The organism is Idiomarina sp. UBA3176 (assembly GCF_002364295.1).
Lineage (GTDB): Bacteria > Pseudomonadota > Gammaproteobacteria > Enterobacterales > Alteromonadaceae > Idiomarina > Idiomarina loihiensis.
On the sequence record NZ_DEXU01000024.1, the window covers coordinates 36,395 to 57,101 of the forward strand.

The following is a 20,707-nucleotide window of genomic DNA, read 5'->3' on the forward strand; positions in this document are numbered from 1 at the left end:
CTTTACAACAACTCAATTTCTAGAAACGTCATATTATGAAAAAAACACTTTTTAGCTTAGCACCACTAGCGCTGGTTTTAATGGGTTGCAGCGAGCCACAAACCACCACACAAAACCCTGATAGCGGACAACAAAATAACTACGAATTAGTTGAGGGGGCAGAACAAAGACTTGATATCTACACACCCTACCAACTAAAAACGGACCTGTCGCATTTATCAAACGAGCAGAAAAAAATGGTCGGTTTACTCATAGACGCGTCAAAAATTATGGACAACCTATTTTGGCAGCAAGCGTTTCCGGGTGATAAACAAAAACTTTTAAACCAGGTTGAAGAAAAAGCCCGGGAGTTTACTGTTATTAACTACGGACCATGGGATAGGCTAAACAATAACCAGCCCTTCTTAACCGGTTTTGAAGACAAACCTGCAGGCGCTAACTTTTACCCTGCCGACATGACCAAAACGGAATTTGAAAACGCCGAGCTTGCGAACAAAGACAGTTTATATACGTTGTTGCGTCGCAACGATGAAGGCGAATTGAAAACAGTAGCCTACTCAGAGGCTTATAAAGAGTCTTTAACTAAAGCCGCTGATTTACTCCGCCAGGCTGCCGATTTAGCAGAAAACAAAGATTTTTCAGAGTACCTGCGTTTGCGCGCCGATGCTTTTTTAAGCAATGAATACCAACCTTCCGATATGGCCTGGATGGACATGACAGGTAACGATATTGATGTGGTTATCGGTCCTATTGAAAATTATGAGGACCATTTATTTGGTTACAAAACCGCTTTTGAGTCTTACGTGTTAATAAAAGATAAGGCCTGGAGCCAGCGTCTGGAAAAGTATGCGGAGTATCTGCCGCAGTTACAGGAAGGTTTACCGGTTGAGCCCGCTTACAAAGCAGAAAAACCCGGCGCTAACGCTCAGCTAAACGCATACGATGTTGTTTACTACGCAGGCCATTCAAATGCTGGCAGCAAAACCATTGCCATTAACCTGCCTAATGACGAAGAAGTTCAGTTAGAAAAAGGCACACGTCGTTTGCAGCTTAAAAATGCCATGCAAGCTAAGTTCGATAAAATACTAGTACCAATTGCCGCGCAACTCATTGTGCCAGAGCAACGTGAAGACATTACCTTTAACGCCTTTTTCGCTAACACCATGTTCCACGAAGTGGCTCACGGCTTAGGCATTAAAAATACCCTGAATGACAAAGGCACCGTACGTTCAGCATTAAAAGAGCACGCTTCTGCTTTAGAAGAAGGAAAAGCGGATATTCTGGGTCTGTACATGGTGACTCAGTTATTTGAGCAAGGCGTTTTAGCCGAAGGCGAACTGAAAGACTACTACACCACCTTTATGGCCAGTATTTTCCGCTCAGTTCGTTTTGGTGCCTCAAGTGCACACGGCAAAGCCAACATGATCCGCTTTAACTACTTCGCCGACGCAGGCGCTTTCGATCGTAACGCCAGCGGTCAATACGCCATTAATATGGACAAAATGCGCGAAGCCATGAACAGCCTGTCAGAAAAAATACTGACACTGCAGGGCGACGGCGACTACAACGGCGTAGCTGAACTGGTTGCAACGCTAGGCGTTGTCAGCCCGCAACTAAAAGCCGACCTGGACAAACTAACCGACGCCGGCATACCGGTTGACGTCACCTTTGACCAGGGCAAAGAGGTGCTGGGGCTGTAGGGCAGGTTGTCACTTGCTTCGCTTGAACATTGACCCCCCTGTGGCGGAGACGCTACGAGTTCATCCATGAACGCTTGACGAAGGCCATCCTTGGCCTTCGACACTCCGCCACAGGGGGCTCAACATTCATAACGCTTGCAAGTGAGCAACCTACCCTATCTACACCTGCGAGATCCAACCTGGCATTGATATTAGGATAGGGACTGAAACAGGAGCGCGTACGACGGTTACAGCGGACCACGGTGGAGGTGTGCAGCGCCATGGATGGCGCTGCCCAAGCCCTACAGGGATGTATTCACGGGCGTCCTCCACAATGGTTCCTGTAACCTCAGCGCTCTTGGTTCAGTCCCTATCCTGTTGCACCTTCTACATATTCGATCTACCATATATATGAAATATCGAATATATGGTGATACTCATGACCACGAAGGTTCTGTTTCTCTGTACCGCCAACTCGGCTCGCTCTTTAATGGCCGAAGCCATTTTGCGACAGTTTGGTAATGATGAGCTGGAAGTTTACAGTGCCGGCACTGAGCCAACCCAGCCTGAACCTAAAGCTCTTGAAGCGCTGCAAGCCCTCGGGGTTAGTACCGAAGGGTTAGGTTCAAAGGCCGTTTCAGATTTAAGCATCGATGAATTTGATTACGTTATCAGCTTATGCGACCGCGCCCGCTCTGAATGCCAGCTACAATACAAAGAGAACCACTTTATAGCCTGGGACTTTCCCGACCCGGTAAGCAGCAAAAAAAACAATGCCTTTAAGAAGACCGCTCATGAGTTAAGTGACCGCATTAAGATGTTTTTGCTCATTTTGCGCAAGAACAGTGGCAAGCCGCATTTATTTAATGCACCGGAAGATTTCTTCAAGATTATGGCAGACCCGCTACGCTTAACCATGATAAGCCTGTTAGCGAAGCACAAAGAGCTGTGTGTGTGCGAGTTTGTTGATGCTACCGCCATGTCGCAGCCTAAAGTGTCGCGCCACCTGGCTCAGCTGCGCGAATATGGGCTGCTGATTGACCGCAAAGACCAGCGCTGGGTTTACTACCAACTGAATCCGGCACTACCTGACTGGATGCGTAAAATCATTATTACCACCGCCGACTATAACCCCCAACTGATAAAGGATATCGATAATGGGTGTGTTTGAACGTTTTCTCTCTGCCTGGGTAGCCTTAGCTATTATTGCAGGAACGGCTCTGGGGAGCTTCTTTCCAAGCGCTTTCGAATGGCTTTCAGCTTTTGAGTTTGCTCAGGTTAATTTAATTATCGCAGTACTTATCTGGCTGATGATTTACCCCGTCATGGTGCAGGTTAACTTTGCTGCTATCACGCAAATAGCGAAAGAGCCCAAAGGTTTAATTCTGACGGTTGTCATTAACTGGCTGGTGAAACCTTTTACCATGGCGTTGGTAGGCTGGTTATTCTTCAAAGGTATATTTGCCGACTTTATTGAACCCGAAACCGCAAACGAATACCTGGCCGGAGTCATTTTATTAGGCGTTGCCCCCTGTACTGCCATGGTTTTTATCTGGAGCCAGCTGACCAAAGGCGATGCTAACTACACGCTGGTACAGGTGTCGGTTAACGATATTATTATGATCTTCGCGTTCGCGCCCATTGCGGCCTTGTTACTTGGTGTTACCGATATCATTGTGCCCTGGCAAACCCTGCTACTAAGCGTTGGTCTTTACGTTATTGCTCCGCTTATTGCCGGATTTATAACGCGTCAGTACATTACCCGCTCAAATTCAGACAGTAATAGAGCACTCGCGAACTTTGATCAGAACATGAAGCCCTGGTCAATTGTGGGTCTGCTTCTGACTGTGGTGCTGTTATTTGGTTTTCAGGCTGAGGTTTTGCTGACCCGTCCGCTGGATATCGCCATGATTGCTACGCCATTATTGGTACAGACGTACGGCATTTTTGCTATTACCTTTATTATTGCGTTATTAATTAAGCTGCCTTACCGCATTGCGGCTCCGGCCTGCTTAATTGGTACCTCAAACTTTTTCGAGTTAGCAGTAGCCGTAGCTATTTCACTATTTGGTTTGCAGTCCGGCGCAGCGCTAGCCACGGTTGTTGGCGTGCTGGTAGAAGTACCGGTAATGCTCTCATTAGTCTGGTTCGCGAATAAAACCAAACACTGGTTTGCATCAAGTTAAGGCGTGGAGTGATGAGCGCAAAAAACCTTTAGATATGGGAGGGGGAGTTTGTTGTCTTGTAAGCGTTATGAGTGTTGCGCCCCCTATGGTGGAGTGTCGAAGGCCAAGGATGGCCTTCGTCAAGCCCTCATGGATGAGCTTGTAGCGTCTCCGCCATAGGGGGCGCAATGCTCAAGCGAAACAAGACAGCAAACTCCCCCCCAAGCCCAAAAGCAGGCAGGTAAGAGATACACAAAAGGAGTCTTTTATGACTATTAAGGTTGGAATTAACGGTTTGGGTCGTATTGGTCGTTTAGCGCTTCGCGTGGCATGGGAAAACCCTGACCTGGAAATTGTTCAGGTGAATGACCCGGGTGCTGATGCGGCTACTTTTGCACACTTGCTGAATTTTGACTCGGTGCATGGTCGCTGGGGTTATGAAGCCGAAGCTCAGGACAACGCCATTCAAATTGGTGATGAACGCATAGCTTTCACTCAACACAAAACCATTGCCGAGAACGACTGGAGTGGTTGTGATGTGGTTTTAGAAGCCTCCGGCAAGATGAAAACCGTGAAGGTGCTTAACGACTACCTGTCGCAGGGCGTTAAACGTGTGGTGGTATCAGCTCCGGTCAAAGAACCCGGCGCGCTGAACATTGTTTTGGGCGTTAATGACCACCTTTACGATCCGGAAAAGCATCAGATACTCACCGCCGCGTCCTGCACAACCAACTGTCTGGCACCTGTGGTCAAAGTACTGCAGGACAAAATTGGTATTAAGCATGCGTCTATTACCACCATTCACGATTTAACCAACACACAGACCATTCTGGACGCGCCTCATAAAGACTTACGCCGAGCCCGTGCCTGCGGCATGAGCTTAATTCCTACATCCACCGGTTCAGCAACGGCCATTGTGGAGATTTTCCCAGAGCTGAAGGACAAAATTGACGGCCACGCAGTACGTGTACCTTTAGCCAACGCGTCATTAACCGACTGCGTGTTCGAAGTGAAGAAACCCACCAGCGTGGAGGAAATTAATGGCTGGATGAAAGAGGCCGCCGAAGGCGAACTCAAAGGCATTCTGGGATATGAAGAGCGTCCGTTAGTATCAATAGATTACAAAACCGACCCTCGCTCCAGCATTGTCGATGCCCTCTCCACCAAAGTCATTAACGGCACGCACGTGAAAATTTATGCCTGGTACGACAATGAATGGGGTTATGCAAACCGCGCAGTTGAACTGGTGGAAAAAGTCGGCTAATGCTCAGTCAGCTGTCGCCGGCTATACGCCAATACTTAATTGTTACGGGTAACTACTGGGCTTTTACCCTGACTGATGGCGCGCTGCGCATGCTGGTGGTGCTGCACTTCCACCAGTTGGGTTACAGTGCGCTGGAAGTGGCTATGCTGTTTCTGTTCTACGAGTTTTTCGGCATAGTCACTAACTTATTTGGTGGCTGGCTGGGCGCTCGTTGGGGGCTCAACAGAACCATGAATATTGGGCTTGGCATACAGATTGTGGCGCTTGCCATGCTGCTGGTACCGGGTTCTATGCTCACCGTCATTTGGGTGATGGCCGCCCAGGCGTTGTCTGGCATTGCCAAAGATCTCAATAAAATGAGCGCCAAAAGCACCATTAAGCTACTGGTGCCTGACGACAAACAAGGTCAGCTGTATAAATGGGTCGCGATACTCACCGGCTCAAAAAACACCTTAAAAGGCGTTGGCTTTTTCCTTGGTGGACTCCTGCTTACCTTAATGGGTTTTCAGGGCGCGGTACTGGCTATGGCAATAGTGCTGGCGGTTGTGTGGACAGGCAGTCTTATTTTCCTGAAAAAAGAGTCGGGCAAAGCTAAGTTCAAACCCAAGTTTAAAGACATTTTATCCAAAAGCCGGCCTATCAATATTTTATCGGGTGCCCGTTTTCTGCTCTTTGGTGCCCGCGACGTCTGGTTTGTGGTGGCCTTGCCGGTGTTCTTAGCCAGCCAGCTTAACTGGAACCACTGGCAAGTCGGCAGCTTTTTAGCCTTGTGGGTTATTGGCTATGGCTTTGTACAAAGTGTTGCGCCTAAATTCACAAAAACGGGCAATGACGTACCTAAAACTCAGGCCGTGGTATGGAATGCGTTACTGACTCTGAGTCCACTCGCGCTTGCTCTGGCCCTGTGGCAGGGCTTACCTGTTACCCAGAGCATTATTATTGGTTTAGGCTTGTTCGGCATTCTGTTTGCCATTAATTCGTCGCTGCACAGTTACCTTATTGTCTCTTACTCACGCGCCGACGGGGTGTCTTTGGACGTAGGCTTTTACTACATGGCCAACGCAGCCGGGCGTCTAATGGGTACCGTTTTATCCGGCTGGGTGTATCAGCAATGGGGGCTGGTTGCTTGCCTAATGATATCAACACTGTTATTGCTATTATCCACGGCAGCAATTAGCTTTTTGCCCGAGCGGGAGCAGCATCGCGTCTGATATGTCGTAGCCTGACATTTATGTCAGGTGCGATATCTGACCTGACGTAAATGTCAGGCTACGCCGATGTGGAAATCACTTGTAGTTGGCACATTTTATGCTAAAATTCGCGCTCTTTTTTTGACCAGCCTCAAACCATAAGGAGCCACCTACGTGCTGACGCGTATTACGCCACCCTAGCCGTCACTTTCCTGTCACAGGTGCGCAGTAGGCTGTTCTCTGCTTTTCTGGCCATTCCGGCCGCTTTATATTTACGATTAAAATTTGGTGTTATCTATCTATGTTGAAGTCTATCCAGCAGAACTGGTTTTCTAATATACGTGGTGATTTGTTGTCAGGTATTGTGGTCGCTTTAGCGCTTATTCCTGAAGCCATCGCATTCTCTATCATCGCCGGCGTTGACCCTAAAGTGGGCCTGTATGCCTCTTTCTGTATTGCCGTTGTTATTGCTTTTACCGGCGGTCGTCCGGGGATGATATCTGCCGCAACCGGTGCTATGGCGTTACTTATGGCGTCGCTGGTCAAAGAGCATGGACTTGAGTACTTGCTAGCGGCCACCTTACTGACCGGGTTGCTACAAATTGCTGCCGGCTACCTTAAACTGGACGAGCTGATGCGCTTTGTCTCGCGCTCGGTGGTCACCGGTTTCGTAAATGCTCTGGCCATTCTGATTTTTATGGCGCAGTTGCCCGAGCTAACTGACGTAACCTGGCATGTATACGCAATGACAGCTGCTGGCCTAGCCATTATTTACGGCTTCCCTTACATACCTTTCATTGGGAAAATACTGCCCTCTCCGCTGATTTGTATTGTATCCCTAACTATCGTCGCCGTATTCTTAGGTTTGGATATTCGTACCGTTGGTGATATGGGTAAATTGCCGGACACCCTGCCTATTTTCTTATGGCCTGACGTTCCGTTAAACTTCGAAACCTTAGCCATTATCTTCCCTTACTCGGCAGCGCTTGCGGTAGTAGGTTTACTTGAGTCCATGATGACAGCGACTATTGTCGACGACCTAACCGATACCCCCAGCGATAAAAACCGCGAATGTAAAGGTCAGGGCGTTGCGAATATCGGCGCAGGTCTGTTAGGCGGAATGGCTGGTTGCGCCATGATTGGTCAGTCCATTATTAATGTGAAATCGGGCGGTCGTACACGGTTGTCTACATTAACTGCCGGTATCTTCCTGCTGATTATGGTTCTGGTTCTGGACAAACTGCTGGTGCAAATTCCTATGGCCGCACTGGTTGCCGTAATGATCATGGTCTCTATAGGTACCTTCAGCTGGAGTTCCATTAAGAACTTAAGGAAACATCCGCTGTCCACCAATATTGTCATGGTTGCAACAGTTGCGGTCGTTGTCGCAACGCATAACCTGGCTTATGGTGTATTGGTTGGAGTGCTGTTGGCCGCTATGTTCTTTGCGAACAAAATTGGGCATTACCTGTACATTAAGTCAGAGATTGACTCTGACGGCATAAAACGCATTTATCGGGTCATTGGTCAGGTATTTTTCAGCTCATCTGAAAAGTTTCTTGGCGCATTTGATTTCAAAGAAGGGGTTGAGCAGGTTGTCATCGACCTCAGTCAGGCCCATTTCTGGGATATCACCGCCGTCGATGCACTTGACCGTGCTGTAGTAAAATTCCGCCGCGAAGGTGCTGAAGTAGAAGTTATAGGGCTTAATGAAGCCAGCGCGACCATCGTTGATCGCTTTGGCGTACATGACAAACCCGACGCTGTCGATAAGCTGATGGGCGGGCACTAATGGAAAAGGATTTAATAATGAAACATGTTGTTGCTTGTATTGATGGCTCTGCGTCAACTCAATCTGTCTGTGATTACGCCAGTTGGGCTGCATTACGCTTAAAAACGCCATTAACGCTTTTTCATGTTCTGGACGAAGCGCGTTACCCCACCGAGACCAATATGACAGGTAACATCGGCTTAGGTAGCAGAGAGGCTCTGCTCGAGCAGTTAGCCGAGCTTGATCAGCAGCGCAGCAAGTTAGCCTTAGAGCAAGGCCACCACATGCTGGAAAGTGCCAAATTACGCGCGACACAAAGTGGCGTCGAACATATCAACTTACGTCAACGACACGGTGACTTAGCGGAGTCTTTGTTAGAAATCGAAGACTCCATGAGATTACTTGTTATAGGTCTTCATGGTGAAGAGACGACACGTACCAATCGCGTCGGAAGCCAACTTGAAACCGTTGTAAGAACCATGCATAGACCTATTCTGGTCGCACCTGAAGAATTTACTCAACCTAAAAATGTGATGTTAGCATTCGACGGCAGTGACTCCTCTCGTAAAGGAATTCGTATGCTTGCGGAAAGCCCTATTTTTAAAGGCCTTCCGTTACATTTGGTTATGGTCGGAGCTGATACCAACGACAGTCGCGCGTCCATCGAAGCGGCATCTAACCACTTGCGGGAGCTGGGACATAATGCGCGATTTGAAATACGCTCAGGCGAAGTTGAGCCTGCACTTCATGCGTACCAGGAAGAGCACAATATTGATCTTCTGGTGATGGGAGCTTATGGTCATTCGCGTATTCGTCAGTTTTTAGTAGGCAGTACCACGACCAGCCTGCTACAGACAACTAACTCCGCTTTATTGCTGCTACGTTAATTGCAGCAGACAAGACGATTTCAAGGAAAATAACATGACGCCAGACTGGGAAGAGTTTGATCTCGATGACCGCTTAATTGCGGTTCTTCGCGATGCTGAACTGAACAAACCAGCAAAAGTACAACAACAAAGCATTCCTGCCGCCCTGGATGGACGCGACTTGCTTATCAGCGCCCCAACAGGAACAGGTAAAACTTTGGCTTTCCTGCTGCCAGCACTGCAGCATTTGCTGGATTTCCCGCGTCAGCAACCGGGACCTGCCCGTATTTTGGTACTGGCACCAACCCGCGAACTGGCTGAACAAATCCATGAACAGGCTAAACAGTTTGAGGGCAAAACCGGATTAACCTCTGTGGTTGTCACCGGAGGCATCAACTATGGTTCGCAGCTGTCGGTACTAGAGAAAACACACGATATACTGGTTGCTACCCCAGGCCGCCTGATGGATTTGCTCGAGGCCGAGCAATACAATCTGGAAAGCATAGAGTGGCTCATCATTGATGAGGCTGACCGCATGCTGGACATGGGCTTTGCCGCAACGGTAAAAGAGATGGCTTTGCAGGCACGTCATCGTCAGCAATCACTGTTACTCTCGGCAACATTAAACAGTTCTGGCGTTATTAAATTCTCCCGCGAATTATTAACTGAACCCGAGTACATTGATGTGCAGCCTCCCAAACGTGAGCGCGGTAAAATTCTTCAGTGGATTCATTTAGCCGATACCGACGAACATAAGCGTCAGCTTTTAATGAGTACGCTTAAAGGACACCCCGGGCGGCAGTTTGTCTTTGTCCGGACTCGCGAGCGGGTAGAGCTTATTGCAAATTTCCTGCGCAGCCAGTTTGGTACCGGCCGTAAAATTGTCACTTTGCGCGGCGATATGCCCCAAAGCGACCGCCAGCGCATTATGAATGAGCTTAAACAAACTACGGAAATTACCTTGGTTGCTACTGATATTGCAGCGCGAGGGCTGGATGTAGACGACATCACTTTGGTCGTTAATTATGACCTTCCTAAGCAAGCTGATGTTTATCTGCACCGAATTGGACGCACAGCCCGCGGCGGACAAAAAGGAACGGCCGTATCGCTGGTAGAAGCACACGATGCTTTATTACTGGGGCGTGTCGAGCGTTACCTGGACGCCAAACTAGACAGACGAACAATTGAAGGGTTAAAACCTCAATATAAGTTTCCGTCGACAGAAAAGTCCCGGTCAAAGAAAAAAGTGAAGAAGAAAACGGACAAAAAGAAGAAGTCGCGTTAACGCGACTTCTTGCTTAGTAAATGGTGCAAAATAAAGTAAGCAACGACGCCACTGGCATCCGCCAACCAGTCGTAAACATCGGCACTGCGCCCGGGCGCATAAGACTGGGCTATTTCTATTAAAAAGCCGTAGCAAACTAAAACCAGTAGCGACAGTTTAGCCGACAACGCAAAAGCTCTGTGAAAAGTCAGTGCTAAGACAAAAAAAATTCCAAAGTGAACCAGCTTATCCAGGTAAGGAATGCTCTGAGCTCCCGTACTTGGAAACTGCCACAAAAACAGAAAGGTGGCTGTCGATAACACAACAAAAAATAGGGCTCTTGCCAGCATAGTTTACTTCTCTCTAAATTAGGGCTTATAAACCGATACGTTGTTATAGCCATTTTCGTGCAATAACAAAGCCTGCATCCGACTCATAATACCTTGATCACAGTACAGCAAGTATTCCCGGCTTTGATCCAGTTCAGCAAACTGAGAGACTAACTTGAAAAATGGAATTTCAATAACCTCAACTTCTACTGACAAGGGTGCTGCTTCAATTTCTTCGTCGTTTCGAATATCTATGATGGTTGTGTGGCTACTGAGTTCCGTCGTGGTATCCGGCAGTGCCAGTTCTGCATCTGTTTGCGTGGCTATATCCTGCATACTCAGTACGTTTGACGCCTGCACCACCTGTTCGAGTAAATCTTTGTTAAGCTTCGCTTCTTCGGCTTCGATAACCGCCGGAATAGCCTTCACTGTCGGTTTGTTCGAAATTACACCACAATATTCAGGAATAGATTTAGCCAATGGCTCGGTGCCAATGCGTTTAGCTTCATCCACAATTTCCTGCTTGTCTTTGGTTATCAGAGGGCGTAAAACCAGCGCCGATGTCGCCTGATCAATCACTTTTAAATTAGACAGAGTCTGACTGGATACCTGCCCCATGGCTTCACCCGTTACCAATGCCTGCGCTTTCACATAACGAGCGACTTTATCCGCCGCCCGTAGCATTTGTCGTTTTAACACAACACCCATTTGGCCGTTATCGACGTTTGTCAGAATGTCATCAACAATAGGGGCAAAATCAACACTAATAAACTTAATGGGATGCGAGGAGCTGTAACGCTTCCACAAATAATAGGCTATTTGACGCACAGCTACTTCATGGGCGTCACCGCCTAAATTAAAAAAGCAAAAATGAGTCCGCGCGCCGCGCCGGATAAACTCATAGGTTGCAACGCCAGAATCGAAACCACCACTTAACAAGGACAACACCGTTTCTTGAGTAGGAATGGGGAAACCACCTAAACCGTTAATTCGTTCCCCGACCAAGTGCACAATTTGGTTAGTAATTTGCAGCGCAATATCGAGATCCGGATTAGAGAGGTTGACAGAAGTATCCGAAACACGCTCCAGCAAATAGCCACCGACATAGCGTTCTAACTGCTGTGAGTTAAACTCGTGGTTACCTTTGCGTTTAACCCGCATAGCAAAACTTTTTCCCGGTAAACGCTTTAACCAGTGCTCACCAACTAACTCGGCAATAGCATCAAAATCGGTTAGCGGCCGCTCTATAACTTCGGCAAACCAGGAAATACCGGGGGTGTTTTGCAGAATCTCTTTGATTTCACTACGCACCTGAGAGTCGTCGCCATCAGCAGAAACTTCGATGCGATCCCACAGCCATTTGACGTATACCGAGTCATCGACCGGAGCCAGAATTTTACGCAGGTTATTGGTCAGTACTTTACCGTAACGCTTACGAACAGAACGGCTTTTAATGGTAATTTCAGCGTGCAGGCGAACAACAAACTTCATAGCTAAATCGTCAAGTCTTTAGGAAAGTGGGCAATTATACGTGTCCTGCCCGACAGAAACCAGCGCTCAGTCTATAACATCAACTGGGTCAGATTCTGCCGCTTTACCCTGCATAACAGATATTTCAACACGACGGTTTCGCTTACGGTTCTCTTCCGAGTTATTCGGCACCAACGGTTTAGTGTCAGAGTAACCCATCACCACCAGCCGATCTTCGCTAAAGCCGTCCACTTTCAGCATTTCTTCTGCAACAGCAACGGCACGCTTACTGGAGAGATCCCAGTCTGATGAGTAGATTTCCGATACCAGCTTTTCATTATCACTATGGCCAGAAATAGTGACCTCACCCGGAATATCTTTCAGCGCCCCGGCAACCTGCTGAATAATAGGCCGGAACTGCGGCTGTAAAAATGCAGACCCCTCAGGAAATGAACCTTGTTCACGTATGCGAATAATAATTTGCTGACCGTGCTGCTCAAGCTCAATAGTGCCAGCTTTAATCTCATTCTCAAGCTGCCGCTCGATACGACGCATAAGCTCCTTAGATACCTGCGTCATAGCTTCCGTATTTTCTGCCTTCGCCTCTTTTGCGTCTTCTGCGCTGTCGGACTCCTGACCGCCCCGCTCAGTTTGCTGACCACCGGCAAAGTCGGACTCACCTTCCTGGAATTCCAGCATCTGCTGTGTCATTTCGACAGTTTGCTGCTGAATAGTTTCAATTGGGGTTGGTTCAGGCCGCCCGGGACGGAATTCCTGGGCAATAACACTGGTGCCTTTCGGTATGTCTTTGACTTCTATTTTATTTTGTACACCCAAAGCGTACTTCATTGAACCGGCTATTTGCTTAAACTTCAGCACGTCCATTTCGGAGAAGGCCAATAAAAGTACAAAAAAACTCATGAGCAAGGTCATGAGATCGGCAAAGGTTGCCATCCACATGGGTAATCCTGGTGGAGGACATTTGCAATCCTCTTCTTCTTCGTCTCTGACTTTCTCTGAGGCCATGACTACTCGTCCTCATCCTCGTTACCAATGCGCTTAGATTCAGCTAAGTAATTACGTAAAATACCTTCAATAACACGAGGGTTCTGACCGTCCTGAATACCTAAAATAGCATCCAGTATCAATTGCCGGTTCAGCTTTTCCTGTTCGGCCCGTAGCAATAACTTATTAGCAATAGGAATGGCAATAACGTTGGCTAAAAACGCACCATAAAGGGTGGTTAGCAAAGCAACGGCCATCGCAGGTCCTATAGCCTTAGGGTCATCCATATTCGCTAGCATAGCCACCAGGCCAATCAGGGTACCAATCATACCCATAGCCGGTGCGACATCGCTCAGTATTTTGAAAACACGGGCGCCTTCTTCGTGGCGGGAAAAGCTCATTTTTATATCTTTCGACAAGGTTTGCCGGACAACTTCGGCATCGTGACCGTCAACCAGCATGTCGACGCCTTTACGAAAGAATTTGTTCGGAATTTCCGCTTCCTCAAGCGCCAGAAAACCACCTTTACGCGCAGAGTCGGCCATCTCAACAGCAGTATCGATAAGCTCTTGTGGATGTTCAATCTTAAAGAAAAACGCTTTAACGACTACCTTGCCCGTTCCTAAAAACTGGCTTAACGGAAAATTTGCAAGAGTAACAAATAAGGAACCACCAAAAACAATAAATAATGACTGTGTATCTATATACAAACTGATATCACCACCGAGGATCATTGCCATGATAACAAAGCCGATGGCGCCTATGATTCCTACGAGCGTTGCTATATCCACTCAGCCTTCCTCCCCGATTTGAGTTTTCATTTATGCTGTTGTGCTCATTCTTAAACAATCGCGTCGCGCTTACAAGCGACATCTGCTCATCTTACTCAGGAATAATGAGATCATCGGCTGACATTCAGGATTCTTTATCGGATAATTAACTTTCATTCTAGTAGCAACGCGGCTCATCACAGATTTTAAGGCAGACTTAGTATGGCAGACGAACAGAAACAGCAATCTTTCGAACAGGCTCTGGAGCAGCTAGAGCAACTAGTTAACGAACTGGAGCAAGGCGACTTACCGCTTGAGCAATCGCTGAAAAAATTCGAACAAGCCATTGCCTTATCACGTTCCAGCCAGCAACAATTGCAGCAAGCTGAACAAAAAGTGACAACTTTGTTGGCTGAACAGCAATCTGGAAATGATGAAAGCAATGGAGAACTGATGTGACGATTAACTCGTTAACAGCAGCAACACGAGAACAAGTCGATTCCTTCTTAAAGCAAGCGCTTGCGCAGTTAATCCTGAACCCGCGTCTGAACCAGGCCATGCAGCACGGGGTGTTAATGGGTGGAAAACGTATTCGCCCCTACCTGCTGATGACCGTTGCCGATATTTGTGGTGCTAATGAAAACGATGCTCTTAGAGCCGCTGCATCAGTGGAATTGATACACGCGTATTCGTTAATCCATGACGACTTGCCCGCAATGGATGATGACGATTTACGCCGGGGTCAGCCGACTTGCCACATCGCTTACGATGAAGCAACAGCCATTTTAGCCGGAGATGCTCTGCAAACATTGGCTTTTGAAGTTTTAACCGAAAGCAGCATGGAAGGGTTGCCCAGCGAGCGGCAGTTGCAATTGGTTCAGGTTTTGGCAAAAGCCAGTGGTGCCCGCGGAATGTGTGCGGGTCAGGCAATTGACTTACAGGCGACAGCTAAAATCGTCACTGAAGACGCGCTAGAACAAATGCATTTAAGTAAAACCGGCGCGTTAATAACAGCCGCCGCTACTATGGGCGTGTTGTGCGGTCAGGAAAATTCACAACAATGGCGAGAGAAGTTTGAACTATTTGCCCACTATCTGGGGCTGGCATTCCAAGTACAAGATGATATTCTTGATGTAACAGGTAATACTGAAGCTTTAGGGAAACCTCAGGGGTCAGATACCGCGTCTGAAAAATCAACTTACGTGCGTTTGCTCGGTATTGAAGGTGCTCAGCAACGCCTGCAAAACTTACACCATAAAGCACTACAGTCGTTAAGCGATATCCCTTACAATACCGACAGACTTGAACAATTTTCCGACTTGCTGTTAAAGCGGGACCACTAACTGAATGACTCAACAATATCCGTTACTTGATAAAATTAACTCCCCCGCTAACCTGCGCCGTTTACCACGGACGCAATTGCCGGAACTGTGCGCAGAAATTAGACAGTTTCTATTAACCTCAGTGAGCCAAAGTAGCGGCCACCTGGCGTCAGGTTTAGGCACCGTAGAGCTGACAGTTGCTTTACATTATGTGTATCACACTCCAGAAGACAAACTGGTATGGGATGTTGGCCATCAGGCTTATCCGCATAAAATACTGACCGGCCGTAAGCAACGGCTGCACTCTATTCGCCAAAAAGACGGACTCCACCCTTTCCCCTGGCGTGAAGAAAGTGAATACGATGTGCTGTCAGTCGGGCATTCAAGTACATCTATATCGGCAGCGTTAGGCATGGCGGTAGCAGCACAAAGACAAAGCCTGCGACAAAAAGTCGTCTCTATTATCGGTGACGGAGCAATGACAGCAGGTATGGCATTTGAAGCCATGAATCATGCTGGTGATATAAAACCAGATATGTTGGTGGTGCTGAACGACAATGACATGTCGATTTCAGAAAACGTTGGTGCTCTGAACCATCATTTCGCCCGTCTTTTATCTGGCCGTTTTTATACATCGATACGCGAAGGCAGCAAAAAATTACTTAGCCCGCTACCTCATATACGCCATTTTGCCAGCCGTGCCGAAGAACATATGAAAGGCATGATGGCACCGGGCACCATTTTCGAAGAGCTGGGGTTCAATTACATAGGCCCGATAGACGGCCATGATGTTGATACTCTGGTTGATACGTTATCGAACATGCGCAGTTTAGGCGGCCCGCAATTACTGCATATTGTGACGCAAAAAGGCAAAGGTTACCGACCGGCAGAGAAAGATCCTATTGGTTACCATGGCGTGCCAAAGTTTGATCCCAAAGAGTCCAGCCTGCCTGAGAAAGCACCGGGTATTCCCAGCTATTCTGAAATTTTTGGCCAATGGCTGTGCGATACCGCCAGTAATGACAAGTCACTTATGGCCATAACACCGGCTATGCGTGAAGGCTCGGGCATGGTGACGTTCTCACAGCAATATCCACAGCAGTACTTTGACGTGGCTATAGCTGAGCAGCACAGTGTGACTTACGCAGCGGGCCTGGCTATTTCAGGACTGAAACCGGTTGTAGCCATTTACTCCACCTTTTTACAGCGCGGTTATGATCAGCTCATTCACGATGTCGCTCTGCAAAACCTTGATGTGCTCTTCGCCATTGACCGTGCCGGTATTGTCGGTGCCGATGGCCCCACTCACCAGGGCGCATTCGACTTAAGTTACCTTCGTTGCATACCTAATATGGTGGTAATGGCTCCCAGTAATGAACAAGAGTGTCTGGACATGCTAACCACCGGGTATCAGTACAAAGGTCCGGCAGCGGTTCGTTACCCCCGAGGAGCCGGCGTTGGTCTGGAGCTTCGTAAGGGTAAAGTTATTGATATAGGAAAAGCTCAAACCCTTACTGAGGGGCAGAATATTGCTTTCCTTAATTTTGGTACCCTGCTACCGGAAGTGGAAGCAGCGGCAGCCAAATTTAATGCCACCGTTGTCGATATGCGTTTCGTAAAACCACTGGACACAGCTTGTCTGGGCCAGTTAATGACAACCCATTCAGTGCTGGTAACTGTAGAGGAAAATGTCATAGCAGGCGGCGCAGGCAGTGCCGTGAGCGAATACGTAGCCCAATACAAAGCAAGCCCGCAAGTGTTAACAATAGGCTTACCGGACGAGTTTATTAAACATGGCTCGCAAGGTGAAGTTCGTGCCGAACTGGGTCTGGATGCCGCAGGTATTGAGCGGCAGGTGAATGACTTTATTAAGAAAGGCTGAAGTATGACACGGTCAGGTTTGCTTTAGCCCGGCAGACCTGACAGCCACCAGCCTAAATGCAGTAATACCGCCGAGAAAATACCCGCCAGCACGTCATCCATCATAATACCGTTACCGCCACTTAGCTTTTTATCTGCCCAGCCAATTGGGCCGGGTTTCCAGATATCAAAAATGCGGAACAACACAAACGCCGCCAGCAACCAAAATGGCTCTACAGGCAATGCGAACATGGCCACGGCATAGCCAACTATTTCATCCCAGACAATTGAAGGGTGGTCGTGCTCACCCATTGCCTTAGCGGTATATTGGCATATCCAAATGCCGGCCAGCGTCATTACCACCAGAGCCAGCAAATATTCCCACCAGTTAAGTGGAGCTAATAAAAAAACGGTCGGAATACCAATAAGGGTTCCAAAGGTACCCGGCGCTTTAGGAGCAAGACCGGAGCCAAAACCCAACGCAAGCCAATGTATAGGGTTAAACCATGAAAGTTTCGCATGAGACATGGACTTGTGGCTCCTTAAATCTCTTATTTAGTGGCTTCTTCGTTCTGCGGAAAGTGATTAAAGCTGCTATAACCCTCAGCCAGCAACCAGTCTTCGCCATTATAGCGCAACTGAATGTCACCGGATTCACCGTTCGCTACACGACCGATACATACAGGTCTTGTTTTAAGATGAGTTGTTAAGGTTTCCATACGCCCCCGATGTTCCTCAGGTAAGGTAAAGCAGAGCTCGTAGTCGTCTCCGGCGGTCAAAGCCAAAGCAAGTGCGTCATCCACCTGAAGTGTTTCGGTTAACGCCAGTGACAGTGGAAGCTTTTCCAATTCCAGTTGCGCCTGAGTGCCTGCTTCTGTCATTAAATGCCTTAAATCCGCCAGCAGACCGTCAGAAATATCAATGCAGGAACTTGCTACGCCTCGCAGACTTTGCCCTAAAGCGACTCTGGGGGTGGGGTAATGCAGGCGCTCTATCACCTGCTGCAAATGTCGTCCGGTTGTGCTCACTTTATTTTGCGTAACCTGCAAGCCTAAGCCAGCATCACCTAAAGAACCGCTGACATAAATCCAGTCGCCCGCTTTTGCCCCGGAGCGCGGTATGGCGCTGCCAGAAGGCAACTGCCCGTGAGCCGTTATGGTTACTGTCAGTGGGCCTTTGGTGGTATCACCACCAATTAGCTGGCAATCGTAATAGCTGCAAATTTCATCCAGGCCACCACTAAATTCCTGTAGCCAGTCTTCGTCCATACCAGGAAGCGTCAAGGCCAGACTAATCCAGCACGGCTGAGCACCCATAGCCGCTAAGTCGCTTAAATTCACGGCAACACTTTTATGACCAATAGCACGGGGTGGCGTGGTCGTATCAAAATGTACACCTTCAACCAGAGTATCGGTAACAATGACCAGGTCATGCTCAGGCATTGGCCGGACAACAGCGCCGTCATCTCCAATGCCCATAGCAACATCGCCCCGTTTTGCGGAGCGATGAGTGAAGTATTCATTAATTAGCGAAAATTCATCGCGGGGCATAAGTTACTGCCTGGTTGGGCGGAAAGTGTCTACTGCTTTATCGAGTACGCCGTTGACAAAACGATGGCTTTCATCGGCACCAAAAGATTTAGCCAGCTCTATTGCTTCGTTGATAGCAACTTTATAAGGTACATCAACGCGTTCACGCAACTCATAAGCCGCCAGTCGAAGAACAGCCAGTTCAATAGGGTCAAGCTCTTTAATCGGTCTGTCTAGAAAGGGTTCCAGCGCTTCGTCCAGTGTCCGGTAATGCCCGCCAACACCACGAACTAACTCTAAAAAGTAGTCAACGTCCACTTTGCTGGTGTCATTTTCCGTTAAAAATTGAGCCTCAATATCGCTAAAGCTATTTTGCGATAGCTGCCATGAGTAAATTGCTTGCACGGCCAACTTGCGGGCCTTTCTTCTTGCTGCGGGTTTCATTTGAAGTATCTCAGAGTTGTTTCAGTACATTGACCATTTCAAGCGCGCTTAATGCGGCTTCCGAGCCTTTATTTCCGGCTTTAGAACCACTGCGCTCAATGGCTTGTTCCAGCGTATCGGTGGTGATAACACCAAATGCGACAGGTAAATCAAACTCGGTCGCAACACGACCTAAACCGCTATTACATTCACCGGCAACAAACTCGAAGTGTGGTGTGCCACCGCGAATAACCGCACCGACCGCAATAATTGCGTCGTATTTACCAGAACTGGCCAGACGTTTCGCTGTTACCGGCATTTCATAAGCACCGGGAACACGCACAACGGTTATATCGTCGTCCGCTACTTCACCATAATGCTTTAATGTCTGCACCGCGCCGTCTAATAAGCTTTCAACCATAAAATGGTTAAAGCGAGAAACGATAATGGCAAACTTTTTACCAGCCGCGTTTATTCCACCTTCAATTACCTGCATGAGTTTTCCTTATTAACCGTTCGTTAATTGCGCGCGATCATAGCACAATGTGGGGCTATTTGCGTGAAATTGAGTAGGAGAAATACCTTTCCTGGGCATCTAAGTCACGACCCAGCGAGCGGGCACTGCTACTTTCCAGTAGCTGCAAAGCTGTTTCGTTATTTTCTGATACCGGAAACAGCACTTGCCGCCAGGGCCAACTTGCTTCCAGCCAATCTTTTAAAAGCACAAAAAAATCATTATGTAAGTTATCGTCAATGGCCGATTCTAAAAGCCACCAACTGACTTCAGCGTTATACGCATTACGTGGAATGCCATTTTTTTCTTGTCTACTGGCAGCTACCGGTACCATATAAACAGCACCAATAATGGACTTATCTTCCTTATCAATCACCAAATAAGTAAACGCCGTTTGCGCTTTTGCCTGTTGCAGATGGTAATTCACCATGGTTTCGTTTTGCTGAGGGGTACTTTTCTCTGACGGCCAGGACCAGCCCAGACGATCATAAAGCCACCTCTGCGAAGTCATATAGCTGTGGAATAAACGATCGGTATCAGAGCTTTCAATGGGACGGATAATTAAGCTGTTACCCTCAGCATATTCAGGAACAGCCCATTCTTTTTGCCAGAAATCTGCCGCTGCTGCCGCATTAAATAGCGGCAGTATCAACAGGAGCAGAAAACTGCGAAGAAGCATTCTCAACACGCTTCTCCGTGCTTACCCTGCGCATGCTCAAAATAAGATTTAACCCGGGCAAGCTCTTTTTCCAGTTCATCGCCAATCATAAGCGCGGGGCCTATATCAATAGCTTTACGCGCATAATCAAAAGCAACAGGAACAACAGGGACACGAGCTTGCTGTGCCATGTGTAAAAAGCCTTTCTTCCACTCTTTTACCCGCTTTCTCGTTCCTTCAGGAGTTATCACTAAAACCAGTTCGTTTTTTTCGCGAAACTCTTTCACCATGTTGCCAACAACGCCATTCGCACTACTTCGGTCTATAGGAAGTCCGCCCAGCTTGGTTAACAAACCTTTCAGCGGAAAGCGGAACAAACTGCTCTTTGCCAAGTAGTTAAGCTTTAACCCCATAGCCAACATGACGCAGGCTCCAACCGGGAAGTCCCAGTTAGATGTATGTGGCGCAACCGGAAGAATCGCCTTTCTCACGTTTGGCATTTCACCATTAATTTTCCAGCCGCCCAATACGCGTAAGCCAAAACGGCCTACCCAACGTAAAAAGCGGTTATGGGTAACAGGAAATTCGCCTCTGACAAATTCCGGAATTACTTGTTTATCGGTCATAA

At 47.9% G+C, this 20,707-nt stretch carries 21 protein-coding genes; 11 read left to right on the top strand and 10 right to left on the bottom strand.

Annotation, left to right across the window (positions count from 1 at the left end):
• The first annotated feature begins 35 nt into the window (after window positions 1-35).
• The 8 genes from B2U97_RS11590 (at window position 36) to srmB (ending at window position 10,220) form a co-directional block, all read left to right on the top strand.
• Window positions 36-1,700: a dipeptidyl-peptidase 3 family protein gene (locus tag B2U97_RS11590; RefSeq protein WP_011235351.1), complete on the top strand. Its 1,665-nt coding sequence runs from the start codon at window positions 36-38 to the stop codon at window positions 1,698-1,700.
• A gap of 418 nt (window positions 1,701-2,118) precedes the next feature.
• Window positions 2,119-2,850 carry a metalloregulator ArsR/SmtB family transcription factor gene (locus tag B2U97_RS11595; protein WP_272989317.1) on the top strand — a complete coding sequence of 244 codons (732 nt, stop codon included), beginning with the start codon at window positions 2,119-2,121 and terminating at the stop codon, window positions 2,848-2,850.
• Window positions 2,837-3,865 (top strand): ACR3 family arsenite efflux transporter, encoded by a 1,029-nt coding sequence (gene arsB / locus B2U97_RS11600; protein ID WP_272989319.1) that lies wholly within the window; start codon window positions 2,837-2,839, stop codon window positions 3,863-3,865. The genes B2U97_RS11595 and arsB overlap by 14 nt, the downstream gene beginning before the upstream one ends.
• A gap of 247 nt (window positions 3,866-4,112) precedes the next feature.
• Window positions 4,113-5,108, top strand: coding sequence for an ArsJ-associated glyceraldehyde-3-phosphate dehydrogenase (locus tag B2U97_RS11605; RefSeq protein ID WP_272989321.1), 996 nt, complete (start codon window positions 4,113-4,115; stop codon window positions 5,106-5,108).
• Window positions 5,108-6,319, top strand: coding sequence for an organoarsenical effux MFS transporter ArsJ (gene arsJ / locus B2U97_RS11610; RefSeq protein ID WP_286824456.1), 1,212 nt, complete (start codon window positions 5,108-5,110; stop codon window positions 6,317-6,319). The genes B2U97_RS11605 and arsJ overlap by 1 nt, the downstream gene beginning before the upstream one ends.
• Window positions 6,320-6,599: 280 nt before the next feature.
• Window positions 6,600-8,090, top strand: coding sequence for a SulP family inorganic anion transporter (locus B2U97_RS11615; RefSeq protein ID WP_153849699.1), 1,491 nt, complete (start codon window positions 6,600-6,602; stop codon window positions 8,088-8,090).
• A 17-nt stretch (window positions 8,091-8,107) separates the two neighbouring features.
• Window positions 8,108-8,956, top strand: a complete 849-nt coding sequence (locus B2U97_RS11620) for a universal stress protein (protein ID WP_286824460.1) — start codon at window positions 8,108-8,110, stop codon at window positions 8,954-8,956.
• A gap of 34 nt (window positions 8,957-8,990) precedes the next feature.
• A complete protein-coding gene (gene srmB / locus B2U97_RS11625; RefSeq protein ID WP_272989329.1) occupies window positions 8,991-10,220 on the top strand; it encodes an ATP-dependent RNA helicase SrmB in 1,230 nt (409 codons plus the stop codon).
• On the opposite strand, the gene B2U97_RS11630 is transcribed toward srmB, so the two are convergent.
• From B2U97_RS11630 to pomA, 4 genes are all read right to left on the bottom strand, one after another.
• On the bottom strand, window positions 10,217-10,549 hold the full coding sequence (locus B2U97_RS11630) for a VanZ family protein (RefSeq protein ID WP_286824461.1): 333 nt from the start codon (window positions 10,547-10,549) through the stop codon (window positions 10,217-10,219). The genes srmB and B2U97_RS11630 overlap by 4 nt on opposite strands.
• 18 nt (window positions 10,550-10,567) lie before the next feature.
• A complete protein-coding gene (gene thiI / locus B2U97_RS11635) occupies window positions 10,568-12,019 on the bottom strand; it encodes a tRNA uracil 4-sulfurtransferase ThiI (RefSeq protein ID WP_272988196.1) in 1,452 nt (483 codons plus the stop codon).
• A gap of 66 nt (window positions 12,020-12,085) precedes the next feature.
• Window positions 12,086-13,024, bottom strand: coding sequence for a flagellar motor protein MotB (locus B2U97_RS11640; protein ID WP_272988194.1), 939 nt, complete (start codon window positions 13,022-13,024; stop codon window positions 12,086-12,088).
• A 2-nt stretch (window positions 13,025-13,026) separates the two neighbouring features.
• Window positions 13,027-13,794: a flagellar motor protein PomA gene (gene pomA / locus B2U97_RS11645; RefSeq protein WP_272988192.1), complete on the bottom strand. Its 768-nt coding sequence runs from the start codon at window positions 13,792-13,794 to the stop codon at window positions 13,027-13,029.
• Window positions 13,795-13,995: 201 nt separating this feature from the next.
• Here pomA and B2U97_RS11650 point away from each other — a divergent pair, with 201 nt between their 5' ends.
• The 3 genes from B2U97_RS11650 to dxs are packed head-to-tail and all read left to right on the top strand — an operon-like array spanning window position 13,996 to window position 16,977.
• Entirely contained in the window at window positions 13,996-14,232 is a 237-nt protein-coding gene (locus B2U97_RS11650; protein WP_011235364.1) for an exodeoxyribonuclease VII small subunit, read from the top strand.
• Window positions 14,229-15,116 (top strand): polyprenyl synthetase family protein, encoded by an 888-nt coding sequence (locus B2U97_RS11655; protein ID WP_272988189.1) that lies wholly within the window; start codon window positions 14,229-14,231, stop codon window positions 15,114-15,116. Before B2U97_RS11650 ends, B2U97_RS11655 begins: the two co-directional genes overlap by 4 nt.
• 4 nt (window positions 15,117-15,120) lie before the next feature.
• The gene (dxs, locus tag B2U97_RS11660; RefSeq protein ID WP_272988188.1) at window positions 15,121-16,977 is read left to right on the top strand and encodes a 1-deoxy-D-xylulose-5-phosphate synthase; all 1,857 of its coding nucleotides are present in this window, start codon (window positions 15,121-15,123) and stop codon (window positions 16,975-16,977) included.
• 23 nt (window positions 16,978-17,000) lie between these two features.
• On the opposite strand, the gene B2U97_RS11665 is transcribed toward dxs, so the two are convergent.
• The 6 genes from B2U97_RS11665 to B2U97_RS11690 are packed head-to-tail and all read right to left on the bottom strand — an operon-like array spanning window position 17,001 to window position 20,705.
• Window positions 17,001-17,483, bottom strand: coding sequence for a phosphatidylglycerophosphatase A family protein (locus B2U97_RS11665; protein WP_272988186.1), 483 nt, complete (start codon window positions 17,481-17,483; stop codon window positions 17,001-17,003).
• 23 nt (window positions 17,484-17,506) lie between these two features.
• On the bottom strand, window positions 17,507-18,505 hold the full coding sequence (thiL, locus tag B2U97_RS11670; RefSeq protein WP_286824481.1) for a thiamine-phosphate kinase: 999 nt from the start codon (window positions 18,503-18,505) through the stop codon (window positions 17,507-17,509).
• 3 nt (window positions 18,506-18,508) lie between these two features.
• Window positions 18,509-18,928, bottom strand: a complete 420-nt coding sequence (gene nusB / locus B2U97_RS11675) for a transcription antitermination factor NusB (protein WP_011235369.1) — start codon at window positions 18,926-18,928, stop codon at window positions 18,509-18,511.
• 10 nt (window positions 18,929-18,938) lie between these two features.
• On the bottom strand, window positions 18,939-19,403 hold the full coding sequence (ribE, locus tag B2U97_RS11680; protein WP_011235370.1) for a 6,7-dimethyl-8-ribityllumazine synthase: 465 nt from the start codon (window positions 19,401-19,403) through the stop codon (window positions 18,939-18,941).
• A gap of 55 nt (window positions 19,404-19,458) precedes the next feature.
• Window positions 19,459-20,100, bottom strand: a complete 642-nt coding sequence (locus B2U97_RS11685; RefSeq protein WP_272988183.1) for a GNAT family N-acetyltransferase — start codon at window positions 20,098-20,100, stop codon at window positions 19,459-19,461.
• Window positions 20,101-20,102: 2 nt separating this feature from the next.
• A complete protein-coding gene (locus tag B2U97_RS11690; protein WP_272988182.1) occupies window positions 20,103-20,705 on the bottom strand; it encodes a 1-acyl-sn-glycerol-3-phosphate acyltransferase in 603 nt (200 codons plus the stop codon).
• Between the last annotated feature and the right edge of the window lie 2 nt (window positions 20,706-20,707).